The organism is Shewanella violacea DSS12 (assembly GCF_000091325.1).
Classification (GTDB): domain Bacteria; phylum Pseudomonadota; class Gammaproteobacteria; order Enterobacterales; family Shewanellaceae; genus Shewanella; species Shewanella violacea.
In genome coordinates this window covers 234,903-254,076 of sequence record NC_014012.1, presented here as the reverse complement: position 1 = coordinate 254,076, position 19,174 = coordinate 234,903, and the positions used below count along the sequence as shown (strand labels likewise).

The following is a 19,174-nucleotide window of genomic DNA, read 5'->3' as shown; positions in this document are numbered from 1 at the left end:
CGTTCTCTTGGGTACAGAATAAGTTACTTTTGTTCTTCGTTCTCTTGGGTAAAGAGTGCATCGATAAAGTCTTTCGCATCGAAGGTACGTAGATCATCTATCTGCTCACCAACACCGATATGGCGTATTGGTATACCGAACTTATCGGCAATGGCAAAGATCACTCCACCTTTGGCCGTACCATCCAACTTACTGATAGTAATACCTGTCACACCTACGTCTTTCTTGAAGAATTCAGCCTGACTAATCGCATTTTGCCCTGTACCTGCGTCTAAGGTCAACATCACCTCATGAGGAGCATTTTCATCCAACTTCTTCATAACACGAACAATTTTCTTTAGCTCGTCCATTAGATGCGCTTTGTTCTGTAAACGGCCAGCCGTATCGGCGATCAAGACATCAACCTTTCTAGCCCGTGCAGCTTGGAGCGCATCAAACACCACTGAAGCACTGTCGGCTCCGGTATGTTGTGCTATTACTGGAATATCATTCCTCTGTCCCCAGACCTGCAACTGCTCTACTGCCGCGGCGCGGAACGTATCACCTGCAGCTAACATAACTGATTTACCCTGAGCCTGATATTGTTTAGCAAGTTTACCTATGGTCGTAGTCTTACCTACACCATTGACACCCACCATCAAGATCACGAAGGGACCATCGGCGTTATCCGGAACCAAAGGAATTGACACAGGGTCTAAGGTCTTCTGCATCTCTTCACGCAGTAGTTCATATAGAGCTTCACCATCTTTAAGCTGCTTACGACTCGCTTGCTCGGTCAGACTATCGATAAGACGAGTAGTAGTCTCGATACCAACATCGGCAATAAGTAGCTGCTCTTCGAGCTCTTCAAAAAGATCATCATCGATCTTCTTGCCCTTGAATAGACCCACAAAACCACTACCAATATTCTCACTGGTACGCTTTAAACCACGCTTCAAGCGGGCAAAGAAGCCCTCTTTAGCAGGTTTAGCCTGTGGCTCTGGCTGCTTTTCCGCTTCTTGTTGCGCCGCAGTTTCTTTCTCTGCAAGCGCTAGAGCCTCAGCTTCTCTCAAAGCAACAGCTTCAGCCTCTCTTAAAACAAGATCTTCGGCTTCTTGTTGTGCCGCAGTTTCTTTTTCTACAAGAGCCTGAGCTTCAGCTGCTTGTCTTGCCTGAGATTCAGCTTCTTGTCTCGCTTGAGATTCAGCTTCTTGTCTAGCTTGGGCTTCAGCTGCTTGTCTTGCTTGAGCTTCGGCTTCCTGTCTGGCTTGAGCTTCAGCTTCCTGTCTCGCTTGAGATTCAGCTTCTTGTCTCGCTTGAGATTCAGCTTCTTGTCTCGCTTGAGATTCAGCTTCTTGTCTCGCTTGAGATTCAGCTTCCTGTCTCGCTTGAGCTTCGGCTTCCTGTCTTGCTTGAGCTTCGGCTTCCTGTCTTGCTTGAGCTTCGGCTTCCTGTCTTGCTTGAGCTTCGGCTTCTTGTCTTGCTTGAGCTTCAGCTGCTTGTCTTGCTTGAGATTCAGCTTCTTGTCTCGCTTGAGATTCAGCTTCTTGTCTCGCTTGAGATTCAGCTTCTTGTCTCGCTTGAGATTCAGCTTCTTGTCTTGCCTGAGATTCAGCTTCTTGTCTCGCTTGAGATTCAGCTTCTTGTCTCGCTTGAGATTCAGCTTCTTGTCTCGCTTGAGATTCAGCTTCTTGTCTTGCTTGAGCTTCAGCTTCTTGTCTTGCTTGAGCTTCAGCTGCTTGTCTTGCTTGAGCTTCAGCTTCTTGTCTCGCTTGAGATTCAGCTTCCTGTCTCGCCTGAGTTTCAGCTTCTTGTCTCGCTTGAGATTCAGCTTCTTGTCTCGCTTGAGATTCAGCTTCTTGTCTCGCTTGAGCTTCAGCTTCTTGTCTTGCCTGAGCTTCAGCTGCTTGTCTTGCCTGAGCTTCAGCTGCTTGTCTTGCCTGAGCTTCAGCTGCTTGTCTTGCCTGAGCTTCGGCTTCTTGTCTTGCCTGAGCTTCAGCTTCTTGTCTTGCCTGAGCTTCAGCTTCTTGTCTTGCCTGAGCTTCCTGTCTCGCTTCCTCGGCAAGAGCCTCAGCAGCTAAACGTTCCTGCTCTGCAGCTGCTTTAAGCGCCGCAGCGTCCCTCTCAGCGAGAGCCTCAGCCTCTTTTAAAACAAGAGCTTCGGCTTCTTTTTCAGCCAGCTCTTCAGCTTTATTTGTAACCTCTACCTCTGGAGCCTCGACTTCATCTTTTGACTTATCTCTACGGAACCAGGAGAAAAAACCTTTCTTTGCCATGTGTAATACCAGTGCTCTACTAACTGACTTAACTTTTAAACTGGACGGACTACCGACTCTGCTATGTAACAGCTCAGCGAAACCATCCAATCATGTATTTATCTATTCTGTATCTGCTGCGTTATCTATCACTTATCGCTAATTAATCATTCAAATAATTACTTTAACGATGCCATACAGCCAAACTAATTTTGGGGCCACATTATAACCACAAGAAAGGCGTAAATATGCAGGGGAACAAGCCTTTTCCAGCAATAACCTCAGGTTTTCACCATTTCTACTAGCTTTGGGGTAAAATAACCGCCTTTCATTGGGCGAAACAGTCTATCACTTTCTCCCTTAAGACCAAAAACAGCAAAGCAGATGGGTAAAGAGATGGCGAAAAATAAACCTTCCAGTGGCCAAGTTAGAATAATCGCGGGCCAATGGCGCTCGAGACGCTTACCTATTCACGATCTTGAAGGATTAAGGCCCACAACCGATAGAGTCAGAGAGACACTATTTAACTGGCTTGCAGGGGACCTTAGCGGCGCTCGAATACTGGATTGCTTCGGCGGCAGTGGTGCGCTCTGTTTCGAGTCACTCTCTCGCTATGCGAGCTATGCCAAGGTTTTCGAGCTTCAAGCAAGTGCCGCCGAGCAACTAAAACTGAATCTAAAGACCCTTAAATGTGATTCATCTATGGCCGATGTCATCAAGGGCGATACTCTTAAATTATTAACCCTTGAACCCCAAGAAGGCTTCGATATCGTCTATATCGATCCCCCATTCAGGAAAGATCTCGCCGAAAAGAGTATTCAGTTAATAGCTGAACATAACTGGCTCAAAGAAAATGCTCAGATCTATGTGGAAACCGAAAGCGAGCTCACCCAGCTAAGCGTACCCTCTAACTGGGTACAGCTAAAAGAGAAGAAGGCAGGTCAAGTGATCTACCGCCTGTATCAATATCAGCCCTAAGCCCTAAGTGGTAAGTGGTAAGTGGTAAGTGGTAAGTGGTAAGAATAAATACAGGTTAAATTCCTAGGTCCTAGCACCTAGGAAGATTTTTAATCGCCTTCTAAGTCGCTCTTCTTATTTAGCCCGTTATTAATTTTAATCAAAATATATTTAAAAGATTTGAAACTGTTTTTATAATTACTAGGTCTATTACAGCAACACAATATTCATTTAACGAATTAAGAGCGAAAAATGCTGAAGCAAATGACACATCTGGTATTAATCATCACCTTGGTGGGGCAATTTTTGCTTACACCTGTGATGGCTATGCCAAGATTTTTGCACGCATTGACTCATGCTCATATGTCAGAGATGGACAGCTCAGATACACGGATGAAGATGTCCATGGCACAGGCACAAGCCCAACAGAGCTCAAGAGTCACATCACAAGTTACATACTCCTCTGATTTAGACACAAGCTCTAAAGTTGAGATGGCCATGCACCATGGCGAGAAGGAATGTGCCACCCTGGTCGCCAATATGATGGCTAATAATGGTGATATTCTTATCGACTGTGATGCCCTATGCGAGATGATGGCTGCAGGGGGATGTATATCTCACTGTGCTAGCCCTAGTGGTATCTTAATTCACCCTCAATTTTCACTATTGATCCCAGAATCCAACGGTAAAGTTCACACTCTATCTTGGTCGACACAGACAGTCGATCTCGCGACCTTTAATCCCCCTCCAATTTGGACAAGCTTAACTTAACACTTATCAGCTTGGCGCCTACTTGTATTGCTAAGGGCGCACCCAAAACAATTTATATTTTTAGCCTAATGACAGGCCTAATGCCTATATCTATGAAGGTGCTCTTGTGCATTATCTTAAGAGCTCCATAGTAGCCGCATTTAAACCTAGATCCTGTCCGGCATAGTTTCAATTGGAGTCTATTATGAAAACATTTATCACAGTCGCAGCCTTAATTTTTGCCAGTTTAGCTAGCTTCTCATCTTCGGCCGCTAGCATATCTTTCCCTGATTCACTCTCGGTTACTGGCATCAACGGGGAAACCATATTTGCCACCCATGAGATTCAACTCACCAAGGGCAAGAATCTCATCGAGCTTAAGTATCACGACACCTTCGAAGTTAACGCCGATGACTCTGGAGCATGGGTAAAATCTGCGCCTCTCTACCTCATCATAAACGCGAACAACCAGGTGCAATATCAAGCCATGACGCCGATTATAGATACTGAAGATGAAGCCTATGACTTTATCAACAAGCCAGTTATCAGCCTGCAAAGTCCCCAAGGAGAGAGTAAAAATGTCACCTTGCTGACTCACTATCAAGTCATGGCTCAGCTGCTACTGGCAAAGAAGTAATTTCAGGGGAAATCTATGCCATTTGGATAACTAACCTTATTTAAATGGCTAGATAATCTTGTGTAGATTTAGATACAGTGAATGACGCCAGTCATAAGCACCGACTTTGGTTGAATAATTAGCTCGTCGAGCTTAAATTGATAAATGTGAATTCAATCAAGGTACTATTACTCGCTCATGTTAGACTAACCACAACTCATTATTGGAAACTTTATGTTTAGCCTTATTCGCCGTCACACATTGATAGCCTTTACCTTGCTCGCTATGCTGAGCCAAGGGCTGCTGTCTAATGGATCTATGATGGTAGGAAAGGCCCAAGCACATGAAGCCATGATGTCTGGTTCACACCATTCACAAATGATGAGCATGAAAGATGGAGTCGCTTGCCACTCAGAACAGACAGGTAACATCCCCCATTGCTGCGACTCAGAGCAAGTCAACCAAGCGCTTCCCGACGAAGCTCAGAGCTGCTGTAACAGCAACGGTTACTGCCAGGGTGATTGTAATCATTGTCTGGTTATCTCGATGACAGGCACTCTTTTTGATACTAAGTCTTGGCCAGGATTTAGTCCCTCTGAGTTAGCTTTGGCCACTCAAATGCCTTATTTCCATTCAATCTCAATCTCTAAAGATATCAGACCTCCCATAGCTTAACTCAAGCCGATTTTAAGGTAGCCAATACCTTAATTTCACCAGTCATATGGACTGTTTAGTTATGTTGTGAACATTATTTATCTCGATCCAATTTATATATGTAGCTTTAAGCCTCTTGAATAGAATCTGTCACTCAGACTTATGACCTATTATGCGCTTAACACTAGTATTTATTGAGATTGCATTTACATTAGCCGTTACTTGTATTCGATTTAGCTCAACTTTTTGCTTACCAATAAGCAAAAAAATGCAGATCAATTCATTACGGCATCTATTTAATGGAAGTTATCAATGAAAACCCTTATTAGCCTTATTTTATCGGCATTAGTCTTATTCTCTGTTGTGCCAACGGCATTGGCCCATGAGCATGCACAGCAGCATGAGCACGGTCAGCACCATAATATGAAGGCCGATCATGCCTGCCCTATGCATGCAGAAGTCACAGGTCAGAAGGGCGAGACTTGCCCCAAATGTGGCATGAAGTTAACCGCCTTAAAAGCAAGTTCTCATCATGGACAAGGCTGCGATTCCTATCCTCACCATGATGCCTCAGCTCATAAGCATGGCGAAGATAAAGCTAACCATACTTGCCCAAACCATAAACAATCAACGCACAAACATGGCGAAGCAGTAGCTAACCATGCTTGCCCAAGCCATAAACAATCAACTCACAAACATGGCGAAGCAGTAGCTAATCATGCTTGCTCAAACCATAAAGATTCAACTCATAAACATGGTGAAGCAGCAGCTAACCATACTTGCCCAAACCATAAAGATTCAACTCATAAATATGGTGAAGCAGCAGCTAACCATACTTGTCCAAACCATAAAGATTCAACTCACAAACATGGCGAAGCAGATGCAAACTATGCTTGTCCTATGCATCCGTCAATAACAGGAAAAGAGGCTGATACTTGCCCTAAATGTGGAATGAACCTAGCACCTATGCAAGCCAAGGCTGACACTAAACCTTCGGTTCACCACAAACACTAATTTTGAGTGGAGATAAGGCATTATGAGTCAATTTGAAATGAACAATAAACGTAACAGACTAGCCTACCTGCTCAGCCTGTTTATGATTGTGACCCCTCAGTTAGCACATTCTCAGTCACTGATGACCCAGAGTCCGGCGACAGAGCACACTGATCATAACCAAGGTCATGAAACGGTAACCTATTCGTGTCCTATGCATCCTGAAGTGACCAGTCATGAACCCGGCAGCCGCTGCCCTAAGTGCAACATGTTCCTCACCTTAGATGAAGGTAGCAAGCAACAAGACCAAAATGCAGATTCCATGGCTATGACAGCTATGGCGGAACAAAAAAACTATTCGTGCCCTATGCACCCTGAAGTGACCAGTCATAAACCCGGTAGCCGTTGCTCTATCTGTAACATGTTCCTCACCTTAGATGAAGGTAGTAAGCAACAAGACCAAAATGCTGATTCCATGGCTATGACAGCTATGGCGGAACAAAAAAACTATTCCTGCCCTATGCACCCTGAAGTGACCAGTCATAAACCCGGTAGCCGTTGCTCTATCTGTAACATGTTCCTGGTTGAAGAGGAGGAGGAAGAAAGAGGAGGCATGAATATGAAGACCTCCTCTGCTGAACAACACTCTGGACACGCTAATCAGGCAGCAAGCACACCGGCCGATACAGTGTTTAACAGTGCTAAGCCCACCTCACTTAATGACGGTGGCACCATTAAATATGTCTGTCCTATGCACGCCCATATCATCAGCGATGTACCTGGAACTTGCCCTATCTGCGGCATGAATTTAGAAAAAGTAGAGGTAAGTGGCAGCAGCAAAGAGATCCAGATTCATGTCTCCGGCGGCATGCAGCAAGCCTTAGCCCTAAAGGTGGCTAAAGTAGAAAAAGATACTCTGTGGAAGTTTGTGCAGACCGTAGGCCAGATAGATTATGACGAGAGTAAGATCAATCATATCCATGCCAGGGTTACTGGCTGGATCGAGAAGCTAACCATCAAATCTGTGGGCGATAAGATCACTAAAGGCCAACTCTTGTATGAGATCTACTCACCGGATCTGATCAATGCACAAGATGACTTCCTGCTCGCCCAAGACACCCTGAGACGTACGGGGAAAAATTCTGGTTACCAAGATTTACTCAAAAAAGCGGGCATTAGATTAGAGCTATTAGGCTTTAACAAGAGCCAGATAAATACATTAAAAAAATCTAAAAAGACTCAATATCGAGTGCCCTTCTATGCCAAGAGTGACGGCATAGTAAAAGAACTAAAAGTCAGAGATGGCATGTATATTCAGCCGGCTACCGAGATAATGTCCATCGTCGACCTCTCCAAGGTCTGGGTGATCGCCGATGTATTTGAGAATGAACAGAGCTGGCTAGAAGTGGGGCAAAGAGCGGTAGTTTCCGTGCCAGCCATGGGGTTCAAGGGCATCGAAGGTAAGATAGATTATATCTATCCGGAACTCGATCCTGTGACCCGCAGCTTACGAGTCAGAATTGTAGTTCAAAACCACAAGCTAGAGCTAAGGCCGAACACCTTAGCCAAGATAGACATCTTCGGAGGCCCTAATGCAGATGTACTGGTGATCCCTCAGGAGGCTCTAATCCAAACGGGTAAAGAGAACCGCGTCATAGTGAAACTTGAAAATAACAGTTTTACCGCACGTAAGGTCACAGTGGGCATGCTAAGCCAGGGCAAGGCGGAGATTCTCGATGGCTTGGACGAAGGCGAACTCGTGATAACTTCTGGCCAGTTTTTACTCGATTCAGAGGCCAGTCTCAAGGGCAGCTTAATGCGCCTGACTAGCGGTCATCAGCACTAGGAGGGTTTAAATATGCTTAACAATATTAATGTTCAAGCCTCCATTGGCAAAGATATCCTTAGTGAGGTTGATCATGCTTAAAGATACTAATGACCAAGCCTCTATTGGCAAAGATATCCTTAGTGAGGTTGATCATGCTTAAGAAAATCATCCAAGCCTCTATCAAGCAAAGATTAATGGTGCTTATAGTCACCATAATGATCACAGTCTGGGGTGTTCAGGAACTAAGAAATACGCCCTTAGATGCCCTACCGGATCTCTCGGATGTACAGGTTATAATCAAGACACCATTCCCGGGTCAGGCGCCTAAATTAGTCGAGGAGCAAGTCACCTATCCGCTATCTACGGCCATGTTGGCGGTTCCCGGGGCCAAGACCGTTCGTGGTTACTCCTTCTTCGGCGACTCATATGTCTATGTCATCTTCGAAGATGGCACAGACATCTACTGGGCTCGCTCCCGAGTACTGGAATATCTCAATCAAGTAGGTAGCCGCCTGCCTCAAGGGGTTCAGCCATCGCTGGGACCGGATGCATCCGGAGTCGGTTGGATCTTCGAATATGCTCTGGTGGACAGGTCGGGGAATTTAGACCTTTCTCAGCTAAAAAGTTTACAGGATTGGTATCTGAAACTTGAGCTACAAAGCGTTGCCGGTGTTTCTGAAGTCGCCACCGTTGGCGGCATGGAGCTTACCTATCAGATAGTCATAGAACCCGATAAGTTGGCCATCTATAAGCTAGATATCGCTGCGATAAAAGATGCCATATCTAAGTCCAACTCCGAAGCCGGCGGTTCGGTTATCGAGATGGCGGAAGCGGAATATATGGTTCGCGCCAAAGGTTATCGCCAAACATTGGATGACTTTAGGGAGATCCCGCTCGGGGTCACCAGTCCTTCGGGAACCCCATTGTTACTCAAAGATGTAGCCACAGTACGTAAAGGACCGGCATCACGCCGCGGTATCGCCGAGCTAGATGGTGAAGGTGAAGTTGTCGGCGGCATCATAGTCATGCGATATGGTGAAAATGCCTTAGCCACCATAAAAGCGGTTAAAGAGAAGCTCGAACAACTTAAATCTGGCCTGCCGGAAGGGGTAGAGATCATCCCTACCTATGACAGATCTCAATTGATCGAAAGCTCGGTGGAAAACCTGTTCTACAAGGTGCTCGAAGAGATGTTTGTAGTTGGCCTGGTCTGCATGTTATTCCTAATGCATGCACGCTCTACCTTAGTCGCCGTGATCACCTTGCCCTTGGCGATACTCATTGCATTCATAGTGATGAATAAGATGGGCGTCAACGCGAATATCATGAGCTTAGGTGGTATCGCTATTGCCATAGGGGCAGTAGTCGATGGCGCCATCGTGATGATCGAAAACATGCATAAGCATCTGGAGCATTTCGAGCAGGAAAATAAACGCCGACCGGACATGAATGAACATTGGAAACTGGTAGCAGAAGCCTCGGTCGAAGTTGGTCCTGCGCTATTCTTCTCCTTACTGATCATTACCCTGAGTTTCATGCCGGTATTTGCCTTGGAAGCACAGGAGGGTAGACTCTTTAGCCCACTGGCTTACACCAAAACCTTCGCGATGGCAGCGGCTGCAGTGCTGTCTATCACGCTTGTGCCGGTTTTGATGGGTTTCTTTATCCGAGGAAAAATCCCTAAGGAAACCAGCAACCCTATCAGTAGATGCCTAATCGCTATGTACAAGCCAGCTTTGACTCTGGTACTTAAGTTTCCAAAGATGACACTGGTTGTCGCATTCATCGCTTTGATGAGCGCCTGGTATCCAATGAGCCAGTTAGGCAGTGAGTTTATGCCTGAACTCGATGAGGGGGATCTACTCTATATGCCTACAGCTTTGCCGGGGATCAGTGCCAGTAAGGCCGCCGAAATCCTGCAACAGACAGACAGGTTGATTAAGACAGTTCCCGAGGTGAAGCGGGTATTCGGTAAGGTAGGTCGTGCAGAAACGGCGACGGATCCAGCGCCTCTGACCATGCTGGAAACCACCATAATGCTTAAGCCCAGAGATGAGTGGCGTGAGGGATACACGCTAAAAGATGTCATCGACCAGCTGCAGCAAACGGTTAAGATCCCCGGGCTAACTAATGCTTGGGTTCAGCCCATCAAGACACGTATCGACATGCTCTCCACTGGGATAAAAACTCCCGTAGGCATTAAGATCACCGGCGCCGACGTGAATGAACTACAGAAGATAGGCACAGATATAGAAGCCATACTCAGTAAACTGCCCAACACTAAATCGGCCTATGCCGAACGTGTAGGTGGTGGCCGCTATATCGATATAACGCCTAAGCTAGATGTAGCCTCTCGCTATGGCATGACACTAACCGATATCCAAGATGTGGTCCGCTATGCCATTGGCGGTATGAAGATTGGCGAGTCTGTTCAGGGAGCCGAGCGTTACCCTATCAATCTCAGATACCCTAGAGAACTTAGAGATAATATCGAGAAGCTCAGAGAGCTGCCGGTGATCACTAAGACCGGACACTATCTGCCACTGCGTAACTTAGCCGATATAGAGATCACCGACGGTCCACCTATGCTAAAAAGTGAGAATGGCCGTTTAATCTCTTGGGTGTTTGTCGATATAGAAGGAACCTCTATTGGTGAATATATCAGTCAGGCTAAGTCGGCACTGGAAAATGAACTAGTGGTGCCACCGAGATACAGCTACGATTTTGCCGGCCAATATGAATATATGCAGCGTGTAGATGAGAAGCTTAAGCAAGTGATCCCTATGGCATTGGGCGTTATCTTCATCTTGTTAATGATGACATTTGGCTCGACTGTGCAAGCCTGCATGATCATGTTCAGCTTGCCCTTCGCACTCGTAGGCAGTACCTGGCTCCTATATGCTCTGGACTTCAATATGTCTGTTGCGGTTGCCGTGGGTATGATAGCTCTGGCAGGTGTAGCAGCAGAGTTTGGGGTGGTGATGTTGGTCTACCTAAACAACGCCATCAAATATAGAAAAGAGAAAGGTAAATACGAGGCCGTTAGCGATCTGAAAGAGGCCTTAATAGAAGGTGCCGTGATGCGAATTCGCCCCAAGGCGATGACAGTGGCGACCATCTTCTTTGGCCTACTGCCCATCATGTGGGGCACAGGAGCCGGCAATGATGTGATGCAGAAGATCGCCGCACCTATGGTGGGCGGCATGGTCACAGCACCTCTGTTATCTCTGTTTGTACTACCAGCCCTCTATCTCTTGGTTTACTCACGTAAGCTAAATAAGTAAAACTTTAGCCAGCAAAACACCCAGCCAATGCTGGGTGTTTTTTTATGCACGCCTTTCGAAGCTTATGGGTTTCTGGAAGTTAAAGCTGGAACCTATCCACTGAATTCGTCAAAGAATGAGCCAGCTCATTCATCTTAGTACTTCCTTGGGACATATCTGCGGCCTCATCAGAATTTTTCTCCGCAGCTTTGACTGCCTCATTCATCCCTGAAACTATACTCTCGCTATCGGATAACTGTTCTTGAGCGACCTGGGCAATATTCTTACTCATTTGCTCTATGGAGCTCAAGGAGCTGTCCATCAGTTTTATTGCCCGAGTTAATTCCTGACTCAGCTCTTCACACTCGAAGGCCTGTGACTGTGCCGAGCCTATAGCTTCATCGGCACTGGCTGTCTCCTGTTGCAAAGCACTAATCGTTATCTGGATTTCTGCGGTAGATTCTTGAGTACGCATGGCCAAATTTCTCACTTCATCGGCCACCACGGCAAAACCTCGGCCATGCTCACCGGCTCTGGCAGATTCAATTGCAGCATTGAGAGCGAGTAAATTGGTCTGCTCGGCGATTGACACTATGGTGTCTAAGATGCCACCGATATTCTTGCTATGACTCGTCAGTCTGGCCATTATTTCCACTGCGCCAAGTAAGCGTTCAGACAGACGTGCCACTCTGGCATTATTAGCATCGGCAATCTCCCTTATCTCGTGACTATGCTCGCTGGCTTCGGTCACATTTGTTGCCGAGGTATCGGCTACATCCCTAACCGTATTTGAGCTGGCCGACATCTGCTCCGCGCTCCTCTTAACCTCATCTATGCGCTCTATCTGCACACTCGCCACACCTGCAATCCTTTGACTCTGCTCACTATAGGATGTCGCCGACTCATCGAGTCTATGTGCATTTTTTCGAATATCATTGAGCAGCTGAGTGAGATCTTCCGCAAGCTTATTGATGCTATCGATAAGTATGCCGAACTCATCATCATTAACCTTAGTGACTCTGCGGCTCAGGTCACCGCTAGCTATTCGTGCTAACGCCCTGTTAACCGCATTTAGCGGCCGTAGCATGGCGCGAGTCGTCATCATGGAAACCAGGCAGGCCATGATGACAAATACCACGGCTAGCACTATGGCTAATGTCTCTCCCGTGACTATCTCATCTTTAGCCGTTTGCTGTAACGCCATAAATCTCTCATCAGCCAGTATCACTAAGTGCTCGAGTTCACTCAAACTCCCAGAGAAATATTGCTGCACTTGGCCGTAAGCGGCTTGCGCCGCTTGCTCTTGAACTATCACCTCTCGCTGTAACCGATACAAGTCACCAGGCTGCTCGAGATAATAAAAAACAATTTTCAGATTAGCCCTAGCTTCATCGAGCAGAGATTGACTATCCAAAGGCTCGGCCTGTCTCTTGAGGTAATCGAAGTTGCTCCTAATATTACTGAGCAGAAATGCCATGTCCTCTTGGTGAGCAAGGAGGGAGTCGAGTTCATCGACACGCATTAAGCCTGCCATGGTATTACCCATAGTAAACAGCATGTCATCTATGCGTGTACCTGTGCCAATCACCTCCTCTAACAACCTTTGTTGCTCCGCTGCCACCGTGATCAGCTCTAGGTCTAACATGGCATTAGCTGCACTGAAGCGAGCATCGGCAAACTTATCAAAATTTTGCTTAAACTCCTCACTCGCTACTAAATTTTCAAGCTTTGCACCAATCATTGCATCACTCGCTTCGATAAAGTGATTAAACAGATCATTTGAATCTCCCAGCGCACTCTGCATCTGTGCTTGATCCGAGATCTTGCTTTTTAGTGTATTAGATTGTTGAGTAAAGCTAAGTCTGAGCTGATTGAATTCTTCTTGACTGTTCAGGAGCTCTTCCCTGATTTTTTGAGTATTGGCCACGGCTACTAGCTTTACCATCTGTAGTAGTTTCAGCTGTAAAGCATTGCTTTGCTTCTGCACCGGAACCGCGATAGTTTCAATGTCGAGATTGGCGCGGCTGATATGGCTCAAGGACTGATAAAAAAAACCACTCGCGGCAATCAGGAGTATGCCTATGGTGCTAAACCCCAATATTATTTTTTGCCGGATAGAAAGTTGCTTCATAACAAGAGATCCATCTGTTGAGTACAGACTGGTTTAACTCATTAAAGTTTAGCAGGGAATCCCATCGGCGCATGTAGGCACACCCAAGCTCAAAACTAGAGTGAAAATCTGGTGTAGAAGCAGTTTTATCACGCCTGCTCGAATCTAAAACTAATTAACTGAATAATTGAAAATAGGAAAACGATTTAAGTCACAACGCTAGAATCCATTTGAGGCTAAACTAACGCTTTAAAATCAATGGATGATTATTTAGATGCATGCTCGTTTTTCAATTCTAATTAGTTTAATACTAATCTTCAGCAGCAACGCCTATGCCACTCCAGCAACAGGCAGCTTCTTAGCCGATAAGTCCTGTGAGCTCTATCAATCTAAGTCTAAAAAAACAAATCCCGATTCACTTCACACCCAAGCCGGGACTCGCTACGCTATTTTTGAAAGATTGGGCAGCCGGCAACAACCTGACTGGGTAAGGGTAAAAACCCAAGCTAAATACTCTCCCATGCGCTGGGTCTCAGCTAAATGTGGCGACATAAGCTTAGACTCGACTCAGGTTCAGATATCACCTCCTAAAGCCACTACATCTAAACAGGTCAATACTTGCCAGCTGGCACAATCTCAAGACTCCCATCTTTTAGCACTGAGCTGGCAACCGGCTTTTTGCAAACTAAAAGGCCAAGGTAAACCTGAGTGCCAAGGAGACAGATCGGCTCGATATGACTCATCACACTTCACTCTGCATGGACTCTGGCCCAATAAAAATAGCTGCGGTCGTGACTATGGCTACTGCGGTAAGGTCAAACATAAGCCCGCTCACTTCTGCCAGTATCCCCAAGTCTCACTTTCCCATGATCTCAGATCTCGTCTGAATAGAGTGATGCCAAGCGCCAAATATGCCAGCTGTCTTCAACGTCATGAATGGTGGAAACATGGAACTTGTACCGAGCAGGACCCAGAGGTGTACTTCGGTAAAGCCATCGCCTTTACCGAGCAAGTCAACCAATCAGATTTTGTGAAACATTTTATCGCAGATCGAATTGGAAAAGTCGTCAGCAGATCTGAGCTAAATACAGCGTTTAATAAGAGTTTTGGTAATCAGGCCTATCGAAAATTGAGCCTTCAATGCACCCAAGGCTCCTTGCGGGAAATCCAGATAAAACTTCCTGGATCCCTCTCCAGTGACAGTATTAAAACCCTGTTACCAAAAACCACTAATGCCCGTAAAGGCTCATGTGGGCAGCAATTTTTACTTAATTCTGCCGGTAACTAGGTGTTTGGCTCTGAATTTAGGGTGATAACTGAGAAGAAGCCGCCCTGTGGGTCATTGATCACGGCGAATCGCCCTACATTGGCAATATCGGTGGGAGGCACACATTCCTTCCCCCCCAATTTCCTAGCTTTGGCTACCGTTTCATCACAGTTATCCACGGTGAAATAGAGCGTCCAGTGGGGAGGAATATCTCCCCATTCTTGGTTCATCTGTAACATGCCTCCCATAGGCTTATCACCCACTAGCCATTCTGTGTATTCGAACTCAGGCATATCCCCCGCCTGACTCGTCCACTGCAGAACCTTGGGATAAAACGTCTTGGCGGATTCTGGATCTCTGCTGGCAAGCTCGACCCAACATAGGGTGCCGTGTTCTCCCTGGCGTCGAGCACCTATATGATCCCCTGCCTGCCACACGGCGAATCTCGCACCTTCGGGATCAATAAACATGGCCATCCTGCCAGCGGTACCTATATCACATGGACCCATAGATAAGCTGCCACCTTCAGCTTTCACCTTCTCTACGGTTTCATCGACACTATCGACGGCAAAATAAACTAACCAAGTCGTCGGGACCCCTCGCTCAGTCATCTCTTTTGGCATCTGATAAGCCGCGCCGATAACATCTCCCCCCTCACTAGCTGCATCTTGATCAGGCGTTAAACCGAACATGGTATATATGCCACCCGGTATCGGCATATCTTGAATTTCCCAGTCAAAAAGGTCTGCATAAAACTGCTTTCCAGCCAATGCATCATGACTCGCTAACTCGACCCAGCAAGGCTGGCCCTGAATATATTGATTGATTCTCATAGACAACGTCCTTGGTAAATAAAGAGAAAGACGCATTTAGTTAAGCTTGTTTTCTATTTTCTGTCTATGCTGAATGGAATAGATATTTTTTAAACAGAGTACATATTTAGCCCAATATGATTTAGCGCATATCCCTTATATAAAATTAAAACGTTTCAAGATCAGGATGAACTAAGCCGAATTAAGGATGACCCCATGGCATTGACACAGAAGCAGATCCAACTAGTTCAACACTCCTTTAGTCTGGTAGAACCCATAGCTGAGAAGGCCGCCGAAATATTCTATGATGCCCTATTCGGTATCGATCCCTCATTGAAACCCCTGTTTCGTAATGACATGAAAGTACAAGGGCGCAAGCTGATAACCATGCTAAAGGCGGCGGTAGATGGTTTAGAGGATCTCGAGACATTAGTCCCAGCTTTGCAGCAACTTGCCCAGCGACATAATGCCTATGGCACCAAGAAAAGCCATTTCACGCCAGTGGGGAATGCGCTGATCCACACATTAAAAGTCGGCTTAGGCGATGCTTTTACCGAAGAAGTCAGACAGGCTTGGGTATCTGTCATACATATAATAGCCGATACCATGAAACCAGAGATTAAAGCCTAATAGTTAAACAAGTGTTAAAAACTAAACAAACTCCATATACTGCTTTACCAAGAGACGAAAAATGTCGATTGATACCGCTAAGTTAAATCTTCTGCGCTTGAATATTCGGCCATTAGTGTTTGCTGTTATCCCAGACATAAGATCAATATAGAGGTTTGTTTTGTCATCTTTTTTACATGGGTGTCGTTATTTCATCCTGCCACTGCTTATTACTTTTATTGCGCTCATTTTGATTCAAGTGACTGAGGCCAGTTGGCAGATCTGGTACGCAATAATTGCACAATTGCCTTATTGGTTGTTGTCCATAGCGGCGGCAATGGCATTGCAATTTAATCGCAGTCGCCTGGCCTGCTTGGCTCTACTGCTAGTGGCATTTTATATGAGTAAACAGAGCTCGGCTCAAGTGTTTACCATGGTAAATAACCACACAGATGAACTCTTTATCGGCGGTGCCATCGTCATATCTTGGTTTGCCTTCATTAAAGACAGGGGGCTAGTCTCATCCCATGGGATACTGAGAGCCTTAGGTATCATGATCGGTTTAGGGCTGGGATTTATCTGGCTCGAAGTTATTGAGCGATTTCAAGCCGAAATCATCGAAAAATCTCCGGTAAATGTGACATCTCAGACGCTTACACTCGCTCCCATTATTTGCTGCTTAATCTTAGTTTTTTTCCGTGCAATGTGGCGAGCAAACTTAGTCAATACCGCCATATTAACGACCTTAGGGATATGGGTATTTTACTATTTCCAGCCCGATGCATTCCCCCTCGCCGTCCTCCTATCATCTCTGGCCGTGATCTACCTATTTACCATCTTGATTGACTCCTATTTTCTCGCCTATCGAGACGAGCTAACTGGACTGGCTTCCCGGCGTGCCCTCTACAATCTGGTGCTCTCACTGGGAAGAAAATACAGCGTCGCCATGCTGGATATCGATCACTTCAAGAAGTTCAACGATACTTATGGTCATGACGTCGGCGATCAAGTGCTTAAACTAGTAGCGGCAAAGATGGCTCAGGTATCCGGAGGCGGTAAGGTATTTAGGTATGGTGGTGAGGAGTTCACTATCGTCTTCCCCCGCAAAAATGCACAAACTATTCTTGATGATTTAGAGGATGTGAGGGAGTCGATAGAAGATTACTCCATAGTCTTAAGAGAAGATAAACGCACTAAGAAGAGTAACTCTCAGGCTAAGGCGAGACGAAGTAAGTCAAAGAATGCTGGCAAGAAGACGGTCAGTGTCACCATATCCATAGGGGTTGCCGAGCGCCACAGCGGTGAAAGCTTCGATCAAGCCCTGAAAAGAGCCGACCAGGCCCTCTATCGGGCCAAGAAGAGAGGTCGTAACCAGATCTGCATCTGACTCCATAAAATAGTAAAGACTCCATCATGGTTTAACAATCAGGAGTCTCCTTTTTCAACTAGATTACATAGAGTAAAAGTAGTAAATTTGCGACTTCATGCGGATCACGATCCCCCTAATCACATCTAAGAAACCAAGGAAAGCCACAGGCTTTTCACCCGATATCCAGGCCAGTCCAACCGCACCCACGGGAATATCATAATCGCCGGTTTCATAGAGTTTGAGACGCACGAAGTGGTGTTTATTATTCACATTAACTCCCGTCAGCTGACGTACATTGTCATCCCGAGCAATAAGGCTGCCTTGAGACTCACCCGTCGCCTCTATGATCCCCTCAACCTCGGCATTGAACACCTTTCCGGGATAAACTGCGGATGTAAACTCCGCCCTCTGACCGACTTTTACATTACGTATGGCCTGATGATTGACCCTCATCAGCACATATTTCTCTTCGGTATACATCTGCATACGCGGAACCTGGCCAACAAATTGCCCCTCTCGCATAATAAAGTTAGTCACATAACCATTAGCCGGGGCATAAATCTTAGTGCTATCCAGCTCCCACTGAGCCTGAGCGACATTCTCAATTTGTGCTTTCAGATCTGAGTCTCGACTCTGAATGGTCAGCCTTGCCTTACCAATATCCAGCTCAGTGCTATTAGCCGCCAGATTAGCCTTATCGACCTCAGAGCCATAGGCATTAACCTTAGCTTGAGCGATATCCACACCATTGTTCTGCTCATCGAGTTGACTCTTGGTGATAGTATCGGGCACCAGTCTATTTTGCTCCATAAAGCGCGCCAGAGTTTTCTGTTTCCACTTAAGATCTTTGCTCCCCGCCTGCTGCTGGTTTTCACTGATATCAATATCGGTCAACGCCGCCAGATGAGCCTTGTTAGCCAGATGCACATCCTCTTTAGCCAGGGCTAGCTCAAGCTCAGCCGACTCCTGAGCCACCACAGATTTATTGAAGGCTATTTGATAGGGCTTATCATCGAGTTCATAGATTAGCTGCCCCGCTTCGACGGTCTGATTGGGCACTACATAGATATGCTTAACCTGTCCCTTAACCTGACTCGATGCAGGTCTGAGCTGAATATGGGGCGACTGGACTATTGAGCCTCCTGAAATATCCATAGGCGTGTAGTTAATCAAACCCACCCATACGAATAACAACCAGCCACCGCCTCCAAGATAGGCGAAGCTTTTACTGTATTGATTCCAAGGCATGCCCACCATTCTAAGCAGATAGATGAACAAGGCCCAAACCGCTAAACCTTCAAGCATTGTTAGCCTCCTTGCCCTGAGTCTTAGTCTGCTCAGGCTCTTTATCCTCATGCCAAATGTCTCTGAGCCTTCGCAGAGCCTTCTCGCCATCGACAAATGCCACAAACACAGCCAACACCCATACCCAATGCCATAGGAAACCTATCCAGGTCAGCGCTGTGATCAAGCCAATCTGATGATGTTCTTCCTTGTGCGCCTTGTTGATTGGCAGCTCATGGATTTTCCAAAAGCCAATAGCCATAGCTGCAAGAGTCGTGATCATCACTATAGCCGCCACGATATGCAGCGTAGTATCCAGGCCCGAGTCCACAAACGGCATACTAATTAAACTCATAAATAAAGTGATCCTATGCAAACAAAGCGGATTAAGGAGAAAATGATTCCAAGAGGAGAGTCATTATTCTGCA

General features: G+C 46.1%; 15 protein-coding genes. 10 read left to right on the top strand and 5 right to left on the bottom strand.

Features of this window, described 5'->3' with window-relative positions:
• Positions 1-23 precede the first annotated feature (23 nt).
• Positions 24-2,255 (bottom strand): signal recognition particle-docking protein FtsY, encoded by a 2,232-nt coding sequence (gene ftsY / locus SVI_RS01005; RefSeq protein ID WP_013049499.1) that lies wholly within the window; start codon positions 2,253-2,255, stop codon positions 24-26.
• 375 nt (positions 2,256-2,630) lie between these two features.
• On the opposite strand from ftsY, the gene rsmD reads away from it, so the two are divergent.
• The 7 genes from rsmD (at position 2,631) to SVI_RS00960 (ending at position 11,316) form a co-directional block, all read left to right on the top strand.
• Positions 2,631-3,212 (top strand): 16S rRNA (guanine(966)-N(2))-methyltransferase RsmD, encoded by a 582-nt coding sequence (gene rsmD / locus SVI_RS00990; RefSeq protein ID WP_172634425.1) that lies wholly within the window; start codon positions 2,631-2,633, stop codon positions 3,210-3,212.
• Between the two features lie 231 nt (positions 3,213-3,443).
• Entirely contained in the window at positions 3,444-3,962 is a 519-nt protein-coding gene (locus SVI_RS00985) for a hypothetical protein (protein WP_013049497.1), read from the top strand.
• A gap of 184 nt (positions 3,963-4,146) precedes the next feature.
• Positions 4,147-4,578, top strand: coding sequence for a DUF2057 family protein (locus SVI_RS00980; protein ID WP_041419552.1), 432 nt, complete (start codon positions 4,147-4,149; stop codon positions 4,576-4,578).
• Between the two features lie 213 nt (positions 4,579-4,791).
• Positions 4,792-5,232: a hypothetical protein gene (locus tag SVI_RS00975; RefSeq protein WP_013049495.1), complete on the top strand. Its 441-nt coding sequence runs from the start codon at positions 4,792-4,794 to the stop codon at positions 5,230-5,232.
• A gap of 291 nt (positions 5,233-5,523) precedes the next feature.
• Positions 5,524-6,225 carry a heavy metal-binding domain-containing protein gene (locus tag SVI_RS00970; RefSeq protein ID WP_013049494.1) on the top strand — a complete coding sequence of 234 codons (702 nt, stop codon included), beginning with the start codon at positions 5,524-5,526 and terminating at the stop codon, positions 6,223-6,225.
• Between the two features lie 22 nt (positions 6,226-6,247).
• Positions 6,248-8,050, top strand: a complete 1,803-nt coding sequence (locus SVI_RS00965) for an efflux RND transporter periplasmic adaptor subunit (RefSeq protein ID WP_041419551.1) — start codon at positions 6,248-6,250, stop codon at positions 8,048-8,050.
• Positions 8,051-8,184: 134 nt separating this feature from the next.
• Complete coding sequence (locus SVI_RS00960; protein WP_013049491.1) at positions 8,185-11,316, top strand: efflux RND transporter permease subunit; 3,132 nt, start codon at positions 8,185-8,187, stop codon at positions 11,314-11,316.
• A gap of 79 nt (positions 11,317-11,395) precedes the next feature.
• On the opposite strand, the gene SVI_RS00955 is transcribed toward SVI_RS00960, so the two are convergent.
• Positions 11,396-13,426, bottom strand: a complete 2,031-nt coding sequence (locus SVI_RS00955; protein WP_013049490.1) for a methyl-accepting chemotaxis protein — start codon at positions 13,424-13,426, stop codon at positions 11,396-11,398.
• A gap of 253 nt (positions 13,427-13,679) precedes the next feature.
• On the opposite strand from SVI_RS00955, the gene SVI_RS00950 reads away from it, so the two are divergent.
• Complete coding sequence (locus tag SVI_RS00950; RefSeq protein WP_013049489.1) at positions 13,680-14,693, top strand: ribonuclease T2 family protein; 1,014 nt, start codon at positions 13,680-13,682, stop codon at positions 14,691-14,693.
• Here SVI_RS00950 and SVI_RS00945 read toward each other — a convergent pair.
• Positions 14,690-15,505 (bottom strand): VOC family protein, encoded by an 816-nt coding sequence (locus tag SVI_RS00945; protein WP_013049488.1) that lies wholly within the window; start codon positions 15,503-15,505, stop codon positions 14,690-14,692. The genes SVI_RS00950 and SVI_RS00945 overlap by 4 nt on opposite strands.
• A 195-nt stretch (positions 15,506-15,700) precedes the next feature.
• Here SVI_RS00945 and SVI_RS00940 point away from each other — a divergent pair, with 195 nt between their 5' ends.
• Together SVI_RS00940 and SVI_RS00935 are read left to right on the top strand one after the other, a co-directional pair.
• Positions 15,701-16,114, top strand: a complete 414-nt coding sequence (locus SVI_RS00940; protein WP_013049487.1) for a globin family protein — start codon at positions 15,701-15,703, stop codon at positions 16,112-16,114.
• Positions 16,115-16,274: 160 nt separating this feature from the next.
• Positions 16,275-17,480 (top strand): GGDEF domain-containing protein, encoded by a 1,206-nt coding sequence (locus SVI_RS00935; RefSeq protein ID WP_013049486.1) that lies wholly within the window; start codon positions 16,275-16,277, stop codon positions 17,478-17,480.
• 63 nt (positions 17,481-17,543) lie between these two features.
• Here SVI_RS00935 and SVI_RS00930 read toward each other — a convergent pair whose 3' ends face one another.
• The gene (locus SVI_RS00930; protein WP_041419550.1) at positions 17,544-18,767 is read right to left on the bottom strand and encodes an HlyD family secretion protein; all 1,224 of its coding nucleotides are present in this window, start codon (positions 18,765-18,767) and stop codon (positions 17,544-17,546) included.
• Positions 18,760-19,101, bottom strand: a complete 342-nt coding sequence (locus SVI_RS00925; protein ID WP_013049484.1) for a hypothetical protein — start codon at positions 19,099-19,101, stop codon at positions 18,760-18,762. Before SVI_RS00925 ends, SVI_RS00930 begins: the two co-directional genes overlap by 8 nt.
• Between the last annotated feature and the right edge of the window lie 73 nt (positions 19,102-19,174).

Bases quoted from the DNA above. Each gene is read 5' to 3' on its own strand.
- ftsY (WP_013049499.1), bottom strand. From the start codon at position 2,255: ATGGCAAAGAAAGGTTTTTTCTCCTGGTTCCGTAGAGATAAGTCAAAA.
- rsmD (WP_172634425.1), top strand. From the start codon at position 2,631: ATGGCGAAAAATAAACCTTCCAGTGGCCAAGTTAGAATAATCGCGGGC.
- SVI_RS00985 (WP_013049497.1), top strand. From the start codon at position 3,444: ATGCTGAAGCAAATGACACATCTGGTATTAATCATCACCTTGGTGGGG.
- SVI_RS00980 (WP_041419552.1), top strand. From the start codon at position 4,147: ATGAAAACATTTATCACAGTCGCAGCCTTAATTTTTGCCAGTTTAGCT.
- SVI_RS00975 (WP_013049495.1), top strand. From the start codon at position 4,792: ATGTTTAGCCTTATTCGCCGTCACACATTGATAGCCTTTACCTTGCTC.
- SVI_RS00970 (WP_013049494.1), top strand. From the start codon at position 5,524: ATGAAAACCCTTATTAGCCTTATTTTATCGGCATTAGTCTTATTCTCT.
- SVI_RS00965 (WP_041419551.1), top strand. From the start codon at position 6,248: ATGAGTCAATTTGAAATGAACAATAAACGTAACAGACTAGCCTACCTG.
- SVI_RS00960 (WP_013049491.1), top strand. From the start codon at position 8,185: ATGCTTAAGAAAATCATCCAAGCCTCTATCAAGCAAAGATTAATGGTG.
- SVI_RS00955 (WP_013049490.1), bottom strand. From the start codon at position 13,426: ATGAAGCAACTTTCTATCCGGCAAAAAATAATATTGGGGTTTAGCACC.
- SVI_RS00950 (WP_013049489.1), top strand. From the start codon at position 13,680: ATGCATGCTCGTTTTTCAATTCTAATTAGTTTAATACTAATCTTCAGC.
- SVI_RS00945 (WP_013049488.1), bottom strand. From the start codon at position 15,505: ATGAGAATCAATCAATATATTCAGGGCCAGCCTTGCTGGGTCGAGTTA.
- SVI_RS00940 (WP_013049487.1), top strand. From the start codon at position 15,701: ATGGCATTGACACAGAAGCAGATCCAACTAGTTCAACACTCCTTTAGT.
- SVI_RS00930 (WP_041419550.1), bottom strand. From the start codon at position 18,767: ATGCTTGAAGGTTTAGCGGTTTGGGCCTTGTTCATCTATCTGCTTAGA.
- SVI_RS00925 (WP_013049484.1), bottom strand. From the start codon at position 19,101: ATGAGTTTAATTAGTATGCCGTTTGTGGACTCGGGCCTGGATACTACG.